14 protein-coding genes are annotated in these 14492 nt (G+C 73.9%); 10 read left to right on the top strand and 4 right to left on the bottom strand.

Going from position 1 to position 14492, the window contains the following annotated elements; translation table 11 throughout:
- The first annotated feature begins 35 nt into the window (after positions 1-35).
- The 4 genes from CRYAR_RS14825 to CRYAR_RS14810 all read left to right on the top strand — a co-directional run bounded on the left by CRYAR_RS14825 (position 36) and on the right by CRYAR_RS14810 (position 4150).
- Positions 36-1751, top strand: coding sequence for a serine/threonine-protein kinase (locus CRYAR_RS14825; protein WP_035851355.1), 1716 nt, complete (start codon positions 36-38; stop codon positions 1749-1751).
- Between the two features lie 97 nt (positions 1752-1848).
- Positions 1849-2244 carry a YciI family protein gene (locus tag CRYAR_RS14820; RefSeq protein WP_035851354.1) on the top strand — a complete coding sequence of 132 codons (396 nt, stop codon included), beginning with the start codon at positions 1849-1851 and terminating at the stop codon, positions 2242-2244.
- Positions 2241-3446: an RNA polymerase sigma factor gene (locus tag CRYAR_RS49565; RefSeq protein WP_035851353.1), complete on the top strand. Its 1206-nt coding sequence runs from the start codon at positions 2241-2243 to the stop codon at positions 3444-3446. Before CRYAR_RS14820 ends, CRYAR_RS49565 begins: the two co-directional genes overlap by 4 nt.
- Before the next feature lie 101 nt (positions 3447-3547).
- On the top strand, positions 3548-4150 hold the full coding sequence (locus tag CRYAR_RS14810) for a DUF998 domain-containing protein (protein WP_035851352.1): 603 nt from the start codon (positions 3548-3550) through the stop codon (positions 4148-4150).
- On the opposite strand, the gene CRYAR_RS14805 is transcribed toward CRYAR_RS14810, so the two are convergent.
- Together CRYAR_RS14805 and gap are read right to left on the bottom strand one after the other, a co-directional pair.
- Entirely contained in the window at positions 4111-5238 is a 1128-nt protein-coding gene (locus CRYAR_RS14805) for an ankyrin repeat domain-containing protein (RefSeq protein WP_051570224.1), read from the bottom strand. The genes CRYAR_RS14810 and CRYAR_RS14805 overlap by 40 nt on opposite strands.
- A 19-nt stretch (positions 5239-5257) precedes the next feature.
- The gene (gene gap / locus CRYAR_RS14800; protein ID WP_035862560.1) at positions 5258-6256 is read right to left on the bottom strand and encodes a type I glyceraldehyde-3-phosphate dehydrogenase; all 999 of its coding nucleotides are present in this window, start codon (positions 6254-6256) and stop codon (positions 5258-5260) included.
- A 414-nt stretch (positions 6257-6670) separates the two neighbouring features.
- Between gap and CRYAR_RS14795 the strand changes: the two genes are divergently transcribed.
- Positions 6671-7438 carry a serine hydrolase gene (locus CRYAR_RS14795; protein ID WP_157017681.1) on the top strand — a complete coding sequence of 256 codons (768 nt, stop codon included), beginning with the start codon at positions 6671-6673 and terminating at the stop codon, positions 7436-7438.
- Position 7439: 1 nt separating this feature from the next.
- Here the strand turns inward: CRYAR_RS14795 and CRYAR_RS14790 are convergent, their stop codons facing one another.
- Positions 7440-8396: a GlxA family transcriptional regulator gene (locus CRYAR_RS14790; RefSeq protein ID WP_245620458.1), complete on the bottom strand. Its 957-nt coding sequence runs from the start codon at positions 8394-8396 to the stop codon at positions 7440-7442.
- Positions 8397-9010: 614 nt separating this feature from the next.
- Between CRYAR_RS14790 and CRYAR_RS48015 the strand changes: the two genes are divergently transcribed.
- On the top strand, positions 9011-9835 hold the full coding sequence (locus CRYAR_RS48015) for an NAD(P)H-binding protein (RefSeq protein WP_169745030.1): 825 nt from the start codon (positions 9011-9013) through the stop codon (positions 9833-9835).
- Positions 9832-11085, top strand: a complete 1254-nt coding sequence (locus CRYAR_RS14780; RefSeq protein WP_035851350.1) for an MFS transporter — start codon at positions 9832-9834, stop codon at positions 11083-11085. The genes CRYAR_RS48015 and CRYAR_RS14780 overlap by 4 nt, the downstream gene beginning before the upstream one ends.
- On the opposite strand, the gene CRYAR_RS14775 is transcribed toward CRYAR_RS14780, so the two are convergent.
- Entirely contained in the window at positions 11011-11604 is a 594-nt protein-coding gene (locus CRYAR_RS14775) for a DEAD/DEAH box helicase family protein (protein ID WP_035851349.1), read from the bottom strand. The genes CRYAR_RS14780 and CRYAR_RS14775 overlap by 75 nt on opposite strands.
- 122 nt (positions 11605-11726) lie before the next feature.
- On the opposite strand from CRYAR_RS14775, the gene CRYAR_RS14770 reads away from it, so the two are divergent.
- The 3 genes from CRYAR_RS14770 to CRYAR_RS51260 are packed head-to-tail and all read left to right on the top strand — an operon-like array spanning position 11727 to position 14475.
- Positions 11727-12386 carry a DUF4360 domain-containing protein gene (locus CRYAR_RS14770; RefSeq protein WP_051570220.1) on the top strand — a complete coding sequence of 220 codons (660 nt, stop codon included), beginning with the start codon at positions 11727-11729 and terminating at the stop codon, positions 12384-12386.
- Positions 12376-13002, top strand: coding sequence for a DUF4360 domain-containing protein (locus CRYAR_RS14765; protein WP_157017679.1), 627 nt, complete (start codon positions 12376-12378; stop codon positions 13000-13002). The genes CRYAR_RS14770 and CRYAR_RS14765 overlap by 11 nt, the downstream gene beginning before the upstream one ends.
- A gap of 60 nt (positions 13003-13062) precedes the next feature.
- Complete coding sequence (locus CRYAR_RS51260; RefSeq protein WP_051570218.1) at positions 13063-14475, top strand: FAD-dependent monooxygenase; 1413 nt, start codon at positions 13063-13065, stop codon at positions 14473-14475.
- Positions 14476-14492 lie beyond the last annotated feature (17 nt).

Raw genomic sequence — 14492 nt, 5'->3', positions numbered from 1 at the left:
CAGCCTACGGGAGAGCGTGGTTTAGGCTTCCGGCCGTGCACCGACCGCCCGACGTCCCTGGTTACGCCATCCGTGACGTGCTGGGCTCCGGCGGCTGCGCGACCGTCTACCTGGCGACGCAGATCGTCGTCGGCCGGGACGTCGCGGTGAAGATCGACAACCGGACGTTGACCACCGAACGGGACCAGCGCCGCTTCTACCGCGAGGTGAACGCCGCGGGGCGGCTGTCCGATCACCCGAACGTGATCGGGCTCTACGACGCCGGCACGCTGGCCGACGGGCGCCCGTACCTGGTGATGGAGTTGTGCACCGGAGGGTCGCTGGCCACCGTGCTCAAGCGGCGCGGGGGCTTACCGCCCGACGAGGTGCAGGCGATGAGCGTCGGGCTGGCCGACGCGCTCGGGGCCGCGCACTCGCTCGGTGTGCTCCACCGGGACCTGAAGCCCGGGAACATCCTGGTCAACCGCTACGGGATGGTGGGGCTCGCCGATTTCGGGCTCGCCTCGATCATCACGGCCGACGCCGAGCAGTCGGCGACGCTGGAGTCGCTGACGCCCGCGTACGCGCCGCCGGAAGCGTTCTCGCTGGTGGAGCCGGCTCCGTCGGCGGACGTGTACTCGTTCGGGGCGACGCTCTACGCGCTGCTCAGCGGGCGGCCGCCGCGGTTCCCGGACACCGGGTCGCCGAGCCTGGCCGCGATCGTGCGGATGCACGACGAGCCGTTGCCGGTGCTGCCGTGGGTGCCCGGGGCGCTGATGAGCGTGATCGAACGGGCGATGGCGCCGAATCCGGCCGATCGGTTCCCGGACGGGGCGGCGATGCGTGCGGCGTTGGCGCGGACGCCGGTGACGTTCTCCTCGTCGGCATGGCCGGGGTACGCGCCGGAACACGCCACCGGTGACCCGGCGAGCCCGACCACGTCCGGCGCCTCGTTCCGCCCGCCCGGCGGCGACCGGCACAGCGCCTCCGTCTCCGCCCCACCGAGATCCGGTCCGCCCCAGGTGAGAGCAGCGCACGGCGCGTCCTTCTCGGTACCGCCCCACTCCGGACCGCCCTACTCGATCCCGCACCAGTCGATCCCGCACCAGTCGATCCCGCACCGGCCACCGCCCCACCACACCGGGCCGCATCAGGCCCCGGCGTCGGAGCGGCGGGGGATGTCCGCCCGGAAAGCGGCCGTCCTCACCGCCGTCGGAGTGCTGACTCTGGTCGCCGTCGTCGCGGCCGGGCTCGTGGCCGCCACCCGGCCCTGGAACGAGGAGACCGGCCTCCCCACCGTCGAGAGCGCGAACCAGGCCCCCACCGCAGCGACCCGCTCCGGCCCCGACTACGGCGTCGAAACGACGACCGGCAACTGCCCGGCCACCGCGAACGGCGGCCGGTGCGTCGTCGAGCCCGAATGCTGGTCGGGCATGGTCGTCATCGTCGGCCAGGTGACGATCGAACGGCAGCCCTGCGAGGACCTCCACCGCTGGGAGACCTTCGCGATCGCGCCACTCCCCCGGGACGCGCTGACCTCCAGCCAGAAAACCCTCGCCGCCCACCCCGCGGTGAAGAAACTGTGCAGTACCGACGTCATGCTGGCCTCCCGGCGCGCGAACGCCCCGACGATCCCGGTCGCCGAGTGGAGCGTCGACGTCCTCCCGCCGAGCGAGGCCGCCTTCGCGGACGGTTCGCGGGTCTACCGCTGCGTGGCCGCCGTGATCAGCCCCGACACCGACGGCAGCACCGGCTCCGCGTTCACTGGTTGAACCCGCCGGGCCCGGCCCAGCCGCACTGCACTCGGTGTCCGGAGACGGTGCACGGCTCCGACGTCCCCCACGAACGCACCGATCCGAGGAGGACCCGATGAAGTACCTGATCCTGATGTACGGCTCGCAGCGCGACTACGACCTGATGACGAGCGCCGCCCCCGACGACTTCGCGCCGATGCACGCGTTCATGGAGCAGTTCACCAAGGACCTGATGGAGTCCGGCGAGTTCGTCGACACCCGCGGGCTCGACGCGCCGGTCCACACCCGCCGGGTCGGCCAGAAGGACGGGGTGCCGATCGTCACCGACGGCCCGTACGCCGAGACCCAGGAGGTGCTCGCCGGCTACTGGGTCGTCGACTGCGAGAGCTTCGACCGCGCGACCCGGATCGCGGGCCGGCTGGCCGCCTGCCCGAGCCCGAACGACGTGTTCGCCGACGGGTACTGCGACGTCCGCCCGATCCTCGACCACGCGCCGGAGCCGGAACTCTGACCGCCGGGCCCACGACCGAGGACCTGCTGCGCGCGCTGGCGCCGCAGGTCCTCGCGGCGGTCGTCCGCCGGTACGGGCACTTCGACGCCGCCGAGGACGCCACCCAGGAGGCGCTGCTCGCGGCCGCGCTGCAGTGGCCGCCCGAGGGCCGCCCGGACGACCCGAAGGCCTGGCTGATCCGGGTCGCGGCCCGCCGGCTCACCGACATCCTGCGCAGCGAACAGGCCCGTAAGGCCCGCGAGGCGCGTGCCCTGCCCGACGACCCCGGCGAGGCCCGCGACTCCGACGACACGCTGATCCTGCTGTTCCTCGCCTGCCACCCGTCGCTGCCGGTCGCGTCGCAGATCGCGCTGACGCTGCGTGCCGTCGGCGGCCTGACCACCGCGGAGATCGCCCGCGCGTTCCTGGTCCCCGAGTCGACGATGACGCGCCGCATCACCCGCGCGAAGCAGCGCATCAAGGACAGCGGCCTGCCGTTCGCGCTGCCCGCCGATCAGCAGTCCCGGCTCCCGGCCGTGCTCCACGTCCTCTACCTGGTCTTCACCGAGGGGTACGCCACCACGGCCGGTCCGGCGCTGCACCGGGTGGAACTCACCGCGGAGGCGATCCGCCTCACCCGTCTGCTGCACCGGGCGCTGCCGGGCGACGCCGAGGTCGGCGGCCTGCTCGCGCTCATGCTGCTGACCGACGCGCGACGCCCGGCCCGGACCGCACCGGACGGTTCGCTGGTGCCCATGTCGGAACAGGACCGCCGCCGGTGGGACGCCGGGCGCGTGGCCGAGGGCGTCGCGGTGCTGGAGTCCGCGCTGCCCCGGGGGCCGGTCGGCCCCTACCAGGTCCAGGCGGCGATCGCGGCGCTGCACGACGAGGCACCCAGCGCCGAGGCGACCGACTGGCCGCAGATCCTCGCGCTCTACGAGGTGCTGCTGGGGATGGCCGACAACCCGGTCGTGGCGCTGAACCACGCGGTCGCGGTGGCGATGGTGCACGGGCCCGAGGCCGGTCTGCGCCTCGTCGGCCGGCTGGTCGACGACGGACGGCTGGCCGCCGATCACCGCGTGGCCGCGGTCCGCGGGCACCTGCTGGAACGGGCCGGTGACCCGGTCGCGGCCCGCGCGGCCTACGAGGAGGCGGCGGCCCGCACCGCGAGCCTCCCGCAGCAGCGCTACCTGCGCGCCCAGGCCGCCCGCCTCCGCCCCTGAATCCGCCGACGCGCCTTTGATACCCGCCCACGCGCACCGGCTGTCCGCTCGCGCGCGCCGGCTCCGACGTCCCGGGTGAATCCCGACCACTCGGAGGAACCATGACCCGCACCGCGGCCCTGATCGCCGGTCCGCTGTTCGTCGTCGCCTGGGCCGTGCAGGCGTTCACCCGGGAAGGCTTCGAACCGGGACGACACCCGGTGAGCCTCCTCGCGCTCGGCGACCTCGGCTGGATCCAGATCGCCAGCTTCGTGCTCACCGGGGTCTTGCTCGTCCTCGCCGGGATCACGGTCCGCCCGCGATGGGGCGGGGCGCTGATCGTCGGCTTCGGCGTCGGCATGGTCGTGGCGGGGGTGTTCGTGACCGACGCGGGCGCGGGCTTCCCGGCGGGCGCGCCGGCCGGAGCCCCGGAGCGCCTTTCCTGGCACGGCGCCCTGCACGAGCTGGGGTTCCTGCTCGCCTCGGTGTGCTGGACCGCGGCGGCCGTCGTCTTCCTCGTGCATTTCCGGCGCCGCCGCCGACGGGCGGCCGCAGCCGCGACGGCGGCGACGCTCCTCGTAGTGCTGACGCTGGCGGCCTGGCCCGACGCCGACGGGCTCCCGCTCCGTCTGATCGCCGCGACCGCGGTGCAGCTGGCCTTCGTCGCCGTGATCGCGGCGACGCATCAGCCGAGCAGCTCCGCGGTGGCCGCCCGGTTCAGGTGACGGGCCCAGTCGAGCGGCGTGGCGTCGAACCGCCGGTCGCGGACGCCCGGGTCGGCACCGAGCGCGAGCAGCCGCCGGGTCAGGTCGACGTCCCCCGCCCCGGCGGCGTGGTGCAGCGCGGTCTCCCACTCCTGCTCCACCGGTGCGTCGGCCCGGCCGAGCGCGTTGACGTCGAACCCGAGCTCGACCAGGCGCTCCACGGCGGCGGGCGCGGCCGCCGCCGCCCACACGACCAGGCCCGGCCGCTCGCGGACGGCCCGCGCCACCACGTCGGCGGGCGCGGTGGCGTTCTCGCCCCGGAACACCGCGGCGATCAGGTCGGCGACCGGGTCCGGCGGGGGCGGCTCGGCGCCGTGGGCGAGCAGGTAGTCGGCGATCTCGGTGTTGCCGCACAGGCGCGCGAGCGCGACCGGCGTCCGCCCGTCCCCCGCCGCCCAGGCCGGCCCGTCGCCTTCGTACGGCGAGCGGACGTCGACACCGTGCTCGGTCAGCAGCCGCACCCGGTCGCGGAGGTCGTGCTCGACCGCCCAGCGCAGCTGGATCCGGAGCAGGCCCCGGTCCGCGAGCCCGGCGGAGAACAACAGCTCCAGGTGCTCGTCCGACGCACCGAACATGCAGTTGTAGAGCGCCTGCTCGTCGTTCGGGTCGGCGCCGGCGTCGAGCAGCAGCCGGGCCAGTTCACGCCACCGCGGGTGGCGCGGCTGGTTCTGCTCGCCGCTCCCGAACACCCCGGTGATCGCGCTGAACGTGTTCGGCGCCAGGACGAAGCCGCTGTTCGGGTCGGCGCCGGCGGCCAGGAGCGACCGCGCGGCCGCGACCGCGTCACCCCCGGGAACCCGGGAGTAGACGAGGTACAGCAGCGGTTCCCACCCGAACGGCCCTCCGGCGGCCCGGGCTGTGGACGGGTCGGCGTCGAGCAGCGCCGACACCTCGTCGGCCCGCGCGGCCGCCGCGGCGGCCCACACGTGTCCCCGCGTCAGCCCGGGCTCCTCGGCCAGCAGGCGCGCGGCCGTGTCCCATCGCTGCGGCCCGTCGTCGCCCGAATAGGTCAGGCAGGCGAGCCGGCAGAATTCGTCCGCCGTGTCCACACCGCCGACGATAGCGAGATCAGCTCGCGGCGAGCAGCTCCAACGTGTCGATCACCCGGTTCGAGAAGCCCCACTCGTTGTCGTACCAGGCCACGACCTTGACGTGCCGGCCGTCGACCCTGGTGAGCGCCGAGTCGAAGATCGAGGACGCCGGGTTCCCGGTGATGTCGGACGAGACCAGCGCGTCCTCGGAGTACTCGAGGACACCGGCCAGCGGGCCGTCGGCCGCCGCGCGGTAGGCCGCGAGCACGTCCTCGCGGGTCACGTCGCGGGCCACCACCGTGTTGAGCTCGACGATCGAACCCACCGGCACCGGCACGCGGATCGAGTCGCCCGACAGCTTGCCGTCGAGGTTCGGCAGCACCAGGCCGATGGCCTTGGCCGCGCCGGTCGTGGTGGGGACGATGTTGATCCCGGCGGCACGGGCCCGGCGCGGATCGCGGTGCGGGCCGTCCTGCAGGTTCTGCTCCTGCGTGTAGGCGTGCACGGTGGTCATGAAGCCGTGCTCGATGCCGGCCAGGTCGTCGAGCACCTTGGCCAGCGGCGCGAGCGCGTTCGTCGTGCACGAGGCGTTCGAGACGATCGTGTGCGCGGCCGGGTCGTAGGCGCCGGTGTTCACGCCGTAGGCGAGCGTGACGTCGGCCCCGTCGGAGGGCGCGCCGACGAGCACCTTGCGCGCGCCCGCGTCCAGATGGGCGCGAGCGGCCTTCGCGGACGTGAAGCGACCGGTCGCCTCGAGCACGAGGTCGACGCCGAGCGAGGCCCAGGGCAGGTTCGCCGGGTCGCGCTCGGCGAGCACGGTGATCCGGCGGCCGTCGACGACCAGCTCGTCGCCCTCGGCGGTGACCGGGCGGCCGAGCCGTCCGGCCGTCGAGTCGAAGGCGAGCAGCCGGGCCAGCGCGGCCGGTTCGGTGAGGTCGTTGACGGCGACGACGTCGAGTTTCGTGTCGCGCTCCAGCATCGCGCGGAGCACGTTGCGTCCGATGCGGCCGAAGCCGTTGATGGCGATCCGAGTCATGACCCCAGCGTCGCCCACCGCGGGCCCGGACAGCAGTGGCGTGAGCGCCATGGTTCGAAAGGATCACGCCACGGCGGGCGCGTCCGTCAACACAGCGCGTGACCGGGTCGCAGTAGCGCCCGGTGCTGTTCACCGGCTACCCCAGCTCCACCGGGCGCAGCTTCGCCTGGGTCTGGGAGGACGTCCCCGGCCCGCAGCGCTCGATCCACGTTCCGCGCGCACGAGGCACGGGCACGCGGCCGTGGGAAGCGGGTCGTGGACCTGTCGGGCTACCGCCACGTCGCGCCCACCGAACGGTCGCTGACCGGCCCGTCCGACTCCTCCCAGGCGCAGGCCGAGTTCGACCGGCTCACCGCGGCCGGCTGAAGCGTCGTCCGGACCAGCGGCTGGTCGGGCCCGGAAGGCGTGCGCTACGTGACGCTCTGGGAGCAGGTGCCGACCACGTTCGTCGCGGTCCACGGCTGGGACCGGTCCCGGCTCGAGAGCGACCTGGCCCGGTATCAGGCCGACGGCCTGCGCCCCGACCAGCTCGGTCCGTACTCGGTGGACTCACCCTCGGTGGCGCGCTTCACCCCGATCCGGCGCCGCCGCGACGCGGGTGTCGTCGTGCCGGCGCTGGTGGCCGACTTCGCCCGCGGCCACGGCCTCCCCGCGGTCTCGCTCGCGGTCGTCCGCGAGGACCTCCTCCGGGCGTGCGGCGTCGGCGGCATGCTCACCGCCCGCGACGCGCCGCCGAACGGCGACATCATCCGCTGCTACCCCTCCCCCGGCGACGAGGACCCGTACCGGATCCGGATCGACCGGATGGACGCGCACGGCGGCTGGATGGCCACCGCCGTCGACCTGCTCCGCTTCGCGGTGCGCGTCGACGGTTCCGGTTCCGACGTGCAGGCCCCCGCGTCGACCGCTTTCATGACCACGCCGAGCGGGCTGGCCGGGAGCAGCGGGTACGGTGCCGGCTGGACGACCTCCGGCGAGGGCGCCATCGACCCCGGGGTGGGGTCCCACACCGGGGTGCTGCCGGGCGCGACCGGCCTCCTGCAGCGCTCTCCCGACGGTCTGACCTGTGCGGTGCTGACCAACACGAACGTGCGCCACGAGGTGACCGACACGTCCACCGACACGGTCCCCGGCCTGTTCCGGCTGCTGGCACGCATCCGCGGCCAGGTCGACCACTGGTGACTCACTCGCCCTGGGAGAACGTCCGCCGGTACTCGGTCGGCGTGGTACCGAGGATGCGCTGGAAATGCAGCCGCAGGTTCGTGCCGGTGCCGAGCCCGACGTCGGCGGCGATCCGCTCGACGGAGAGCTCGGAGCGTTCGAGCAGCTCCCGGGCCCGGTCGACGCGGGCACGCATGACCCACTGCATCGGCGTGTAGCCGGTGTCCTCGACGAACCGGCGGGAGAACGTCCGGGCCGACACCGCCGCGTGCCGGGCGAGCGCGGCCAGCGTGAGCGGCTCCCCGAGGTGGTGCAGCGCCCACTCGCGGGTCGCCGCGAACTGCTCGCCGAGCGGCTCGGGGACGCTGCGCGGCACGTACTGCGCCTGACCGCCGCTGCGGTAGGGCGCCGCGACCAGCCGCCGGGCCGCGTGGTTGGAGGCCGCCACCCCCAGGTCACCGCGCAGCACGTGCAGGCACAGGTCGAGCCCCGACGCCGCTCCGGCCGAGGTGAGCACGCTCTTCTCGTCGACGAACAGCACGTTCTCGTCGACGCGGATCCGCGGGTACTTCGCGGCCAGCGCGCGCGTGTAGTGCCAATGGGTCGTCGCCCGGCGGCCGTCCAGCAGCCCGGTCGCGGCGAGCGCGAACGCCCCGGTGGAGATCGCGGCCAGCCGGGCCCCGCGCTCGTGCGCACCGATCAACGCGTCGACGACCGCCCGCGGCGGCTCCTCCCGGTCGGGGAACCGGTAGCCGGGCACGAACACGATGTCGGCCCAGCCGAGCACGTCCAACCCGGAGGCGACGTGGTACGACAGCCCGTCACCCCCGGCCACGAGCCCCGGTTCGACGCCACACACCCGCACCTCGTACGGCATGCTCGCCCGCGTGGTGAACACCTGCGCCGGAATCCCCACGTCCATCGGCTTGGCGCCCTCGAGCACCAACACCGCGACGCGATGCAACCGAGCCTCCCCCACCCGGCCACTGTAAGCGTCACCCCCCGCGGCAGCCCGATCCCGATGGCGGACCGGATCGCCGCGCTGCCCCTGTTCCACCGTGCACGGCATCCGCGCGGCAGTGGGCCACCGCGCGGAGTTCGCGCCGGCGGTGGTCGGACGTGGCGCGGCCCGGGGCGCGTGGTGCGCTGTGTGTGTTCCCCCTGCTGCGCCACTACTTTCGCGCGGATCTATTCGAGGCACGATCGGCGCCGCTACACCGCGAACGTTCGGTTCACGACACACGCGACAGCGTGGGCTTTCCGCCACCGACGACCACCGGTGGTCCGTCCGGAAAGCTGGCCTTCTGGTCGGTGGCCGGAGCGCCAGGGGTCGTGCCGTCGGCCGGGGCGAATGCGACGCTGGTGGCCGCACCCGGGACACCGCTGTCCCGGGCCGGCGCAGGCGCCGCTCCGACCACAACCGACGACGGTTCACCTCTGGCTGGAGGCCTACCGGAACGTCGAGGAGCGTCGGCGGGAGGTGAGCATCGCGGTGGGGGGCGCCTCGGTTCTCGCGGCGGGCGAATAACGGCTTTCGCGGTACGGAGCCATCGTGGACGATCAGCACTCGGTCGTCGTCGGGAGGAGCGGTTCGTGCTCGTGGGAGTGACAGGCGCCGGAGGGGCACTCGGACGCGCGGTGGTGCGGAGGCTGGCCGGGCGGGTACCGGTGGTCGCGCTGACCCGGCATCCGGAACGGCGCGCCGCCGCGGAGGGGCTCCTGGTGCGGGAGGCCGACTTCGATCGTCCGCGGACGTTGGCGGCCGCGTTCGCCGGGCTCGATCGTCTCCTGGTGATCAGCACCGACGCACGCTCGAACGACACGCGCACCGCCCAGCACGCCGCGGCGCTCGACGCGGCCGCCGCCGCCGGGGTCGGACACGTCGTCTACACCTCGCTGGTCGGCGCGGGCGGCCCTCCGGAGTTCCTCAATGCCGCGCACACCGCGACCGAGGCTCGGTTGAAGGCCGACTTCGCCACCTGGACGATCCTGCGGAACAACCTGTACCTCGACGGACTCGACGCGGCGGCACCCGGAGGGGTGTACGTGACGAACTCCGGCTCGGGCGCGGTGGCGTACGTGACCCGCGAGGACTGCGCCGCGGCGGCGGCCGAGGTGCTGGCGGCGCCCGACGACCGGTACGCCGGGCGGGTCCTGGAGGTGAACGGTCCGGCCGCGCTCGACGCGAACGGGGTCGCGGCGCTGCTCAGCGAGCGCACCGGCGCGCCGGTCACGGCCCGGGTCCTCGAGGACGACGACTACCGGGCGCACCTGACCGGGGCGGGCCTTCCGGAGGGCATGATCACCGCGCTGATCACGCTGGGTCGAGCCATCCGCGCCGGCCGCTACGCGAGCACCCGGCCCTGGGCGCAGGCCACCCCGCCCGCAACGGCGAGGTCCCGACCCGCAGCGCGGTGAACAGCGCCCGCCGCGCCGGGCCCTCGATCGGGGAACTCCTGGCGCCCGCCCGCCTCGGCGGCTCCTTCCGGTGGCTGCTCGCGTCCTCCTGGTCGACGAACCTCGGGGACGGCGTCGCGGCCGCGGCCGGGCCTCTGCTGGTGGCCTCGCTGACCGACAGCCCGCCGGCGATCGCGGCGGCCGCGCTGCTGCGCTGGGCGCCGCCGCTGGTGTTCGGGCTCTACGCCGGGGTGTTGTCCGACCGGCACGACCGGCGCCGGATCGTCGTGCTCGCCGACGGCAGCCGTGCGGTCGTCCTCGCCGTGCTGGTCGTGGCGCTCGCCACCGACCGGCTCGGCGTGGCGGGCGCGCTGCTCGCCCTGGGGCTGCTGGCCACCGCCGAGGTCTTCGCCGACAACACCACCGCGACGCTGACCCCGATGGTGGTCTCCTCCGACGACCTCGTGCTGGCCAACGCCCGCCTGCAGGTCGGGCTCATCACGCTCAACCAGCTCGCCGGTCCTCCGCTCGGCGCCGCGCTGTTCGTCGCCGGGCAGGTCTGGCCGTTCGTCACGCAGGCGGTGCTGGTGGCCGCGGGGGTGCTGCTCATCCGCCGGATCCGGCCGGTCGCACCCGAGGCCCGGCCGCGCAGCACCGCCCGGCGGGAGATCCGCGAGGGCGTCGCGTGGACGGTGCGGCACGCCGCGGTGCGCACGCTGGCCCTGACGATCCTGATCTTCAACGTGACGTTCGGCGCGGCGTGGTCGGTGCTCGTGCTCTACGCCCAGGACCGGCTCGGGCTCGGCGCGATCGGGTTCGGCCTGATCACCGCGGTGTCGGCGGTCGGTGGCCTGCTCGGCAGCGTGCTCTACGGGCCGATCACGGCGCGGGTCAGCCTCGGCAACGTGATGCGCGTCGGCCTGGTCATCGAGACGCTCACCCACCTCGGGCTGGCCACCACGACCTCTCCCCTGGTGGCGCTGCCGATCTTCTTCGTCTTCGGCGCGCACGCCTTCATCTGGGGCACCACCTCGACCACCGTGCGCCAGCGCGCCGTCCCCACCCACCTGCAGGGACGGGTGGGCAGCGTCTACACGATCGGCCTCTACGGCGGTCTGGTCGTCGGCGCGGCCGTGGGCGGTGTCCTCGCCGACCACTTCGGGGTGGCCGCGCCGTTCTGGTTCGCGTTCGCCGGCTCAGCCGTCTTCCTGGCCCTGCTCTGGCCGTCGCTGACCCGGATCGTCCACGCCGAGCCCCCGGCCACCCCGTGACCCGCCGGACGCGGCGAGCACCTCGTCGGTGACCACCGCCAACGGCCGCGTGCTGTCGACGATCGTCGCGCCGAGCGGCCGGTAGGTCGACTCCGCGGTGTCGTTGTCGCGCAGCGCGGCGGCCAGCTCCTCCGGGTGCGCGCCGAACGAGTTCGTGGTGCGGTTCGCGAGCCGGGACCGCAGCGTCGGCGTATCGACGACGAGACAGATCAGCACGTCGAACAGGTCCCGGACCTCGTCCTCGTTCTCGACCGAGCCACAGAGGAACACGGTCCGGTCGGCCGCCCGCGTCGCCAGGGCGAGGACCTCGGCGCGGTCGATCGTCCAGCCGAAGCGATTCAGCCATCCCGGAGGCACCGGGTCCGGCGGATCGCTGACGCGTTCTCCGCTGATCCGGTCCACCCAGTGGTTGTAGCCCTCCCAGTCGGCGTCGATCGCCTCGTATCCGCGGTGCTTGAGCAGCTCGCAGACCGCCGATTTGCCGGCCCCGGAGTTTCCGGTCACCCACACCAGCGTCATGCCGGAAAGCGTGGCACGACGAAAGTGAGATCCACACACCTTTTTGGTGGCGCGCGTCGTCCGGTTAGTGGGTTTTCGCGTAGTTAGTATCGCCGGGTCTTGTCGGACCTACGGGGGTAGCGATGGTGTGTCGAAGATGGGGACGGGTCGCGTTCGCGGCGCTCGGTGTGCTCGGAGTTGTGCTGGCGACCGTGCAGCCCGGAGCCGCGGCGGTGCGCTCCGACGACCCGCCGCCCGGGCAGTTCACGATGGAGGTGAAGCGGGTCCACGGCAGCGGCTGCCCGCCCGGCACGACGACCGTGGTCGGCACCGAGGACAAAACTGCGTTCTCCCTGACGTACAGCAACTACACCGCGCAGAGCGGTGGCGGGATCGCGACGTCCCAGCGACGCCAGCAGTGCGTGGTCACGGTCGGCGTCGGCGTCCCGCACGGCTACACGTTCGGGGTCACCCGCACGACGTTCCGGGGATACGCCGACCTGGCCGAGGGGGCCACCGGACGGCTGGACACGCAGTACTGGTTCGTCGGCCTGCCGTTGACCGGGCTGATCCGGAGGGAGCTCTCGGGCGAGTACCGGGACAACTGGCAGGCCACCGACGACGTCCCCCTCCCGGAAGTGCAGTGGATGCCCTGCCGCCGGGGCATGGTGCCGCTGAACATCGAGACGTCGCTCGCGGTCGACGCCGGTCGGATGAACCCGGACACCACCAGCCTGATGACGATGGACGCCACCGACAGCGAGGTCACGACCATCTACAACATCGCCTGGCGTGAGTGCTGAAGCCATGCGCGGACGACTACTTCTGCTGGCTCCGTTCCTGGCCGGCGCCCTCGTGGCCCCTCCGGCCGCCGCGGCCGCCGAACCGCCGGACGGGCAGTTCAGCGTCCAGGCGATCGCCGGCACCGGCTGCCGCCCCACCAACACCCAGGTCAGGCTGCGTGACCTGAGCCGGGTCGACGTCAGTTTCGCGGCTCTGCAAGCCCAGCAGGGTCGCGGCGTACCCGCCACCAGCCGACGCTCGACGTGCATCGTGTCGCTCCGCGCCCCGGTCGTCCGCGGCTACACGTTCGGGGTCGACAACGTCCTGCTGCGCGGCCGGGCGACGCTGCCCCCGGGCGCGGGCGCCACCGCGCGTGCCGGCACGTGGTTCGTCGGCCTTCCGCGCACCGAGACCACCGACCGGGAACTCACCGGCCCGTTCGACGCGATCTGGGATCTGCGCCGCGTGGTCCGTCCCGGCTCGATCTCCTGGGCGCCGTGCGGGCGGAACACCCCGGTGAACCTGCAGGTCGACGTGAGCGTCACCGGCCGCCCCGGCGTCGTCGGACGGATCAGCATGGACGCCGGGACCAACGAGCCGTCGGCGTCCTACCGCTTCGCCTGGAAACGCTGCTAGCCGGAGCGCCCGGAGCGGTCCGCTCCGGGCGCTCCCCCACCTGGGGCAGAATCCGTCCCCGTGTCCACGAACCACACCGATGCGGACGTCGTCGTCGTCGGAGCCGGGCCGACCGGCCTGATGCTCGCCGCCGAACTGGGCCTGGCCGGCGTCCGGCCGGTGGTGATCGAGCGGCACCCGGAGCCGCGGACCGTCGCCAGAGCCGGTGGTCTGGGCGGCCGGATCCTCGAGCTGCTGCGCCATCGAGGGCTGCTCGACCCGCTCCGCGCGCTCGCCGACGACCCGGACCCGGCGCCGCGCTTCCCGTTCGGTGGCGTGCACGTCGACCTGACCGGGCTGGCCGACGCGCCGATGCACGCGATCGCGATTCCGCAGGCACGGCTCGAGCGGTTGCTCGACGACCGTGCCCGCGAACTCGGCGCCGACGTCCGCCGCGGTCACGAGGTGTGGCGGGTGACCCAGGACACCGACGCGATGACCGTGGGGACGCGCGACGGGGAGCGCCTCACCGCCCGGTGGGTCGTCGGCTGCGACGGACCGCGCAGCGCCGTCCGCACCCTGGCCGGGATCGCGTTCCCCGGCACCACGTACCCCGAGGTCAACCGGCTCGCCCGGGTCACCGTGCCGGGGCTGCCCGACGGCGACCTCGACGTCCACGGCGTCGGCCGGCTGAGCGTGGGGTTCACGCGGACCGCGGGCGGCGTGTTCGGCTACGGGGGCATCACCGACGGGGTGCTGTTCGCGAACACGGTGGAGGACGAACTCGTCGAGTACGACGACGACCAGCCGATGGCGCTGGCCGAGTTCGGCGACAGCGTCCGGCGCGTGCTCGGGGTGGAGCTGCCGATGGGGACGCCGCTCCGGTTGTCCCGCTGGCAGTTCCAGGCGCGGCAGGCCGAGCGGTACCGCGACCGGCGGGTGTTCCTGGCCGGCGACGCGGCCCACCTGCTGCCGGCCACCGGCGCGGCGCTCAACCTGGGGCTGCTCGACGCGGTGAACCTCGCCTGGAAACTCGCGGCCGAGGTGCACGGCTGGGCGCCCGGACCTCCGGGCCGCCGCCCACCCGTGGAAGGACCGGGTCGACGTCAGCACGATCGTGACCGCCGACCGCCCGGCCGACGCCCTCCTGATCCGCCCCGACGCCCACGTCACCTGGGCCGGCACCGACCCGGCGGAGCTGGAACGAGCCCTCACGACCTGGTTCGGCTGACCCCTCGGGCCCGGCCTCGGCCGGCGCGGCCCACCTCGCCGGGATCCTGCTCGACGGCCTACGGCCGCGGTGACGACCGGTCGTCCCACCGGTGGGCGTTCGGGCACGCCCGGTTCACCGGCTCCGACGGCAACACGCACCCGCCGAGCACGTACTCGCCGCGCTCAGCGGCCTCGAAGCCCTCCTTCGACGGCAATCCGAACAGGATCGGCCGCCCTTCCTCACCGCACACCGGACAGGTTGAGTTCACCCCTCGACGGTAACCACGTCCGGGGCGCCG

This window comes from Cryptosporangium arvum DSM 44712, from assembly GCF_000585375.1.
Taxonomy (GTDB): domain Bacteria; phylum Actinomycetota; class Actinomycetes; order Mycobacteriales; family Cryptosporangiaceae; genus Cryptosporangium; species Cryptosporangium arvum.
This window is presented reverse-complemented; position numbering and strand designations above follow the sequence as displayed.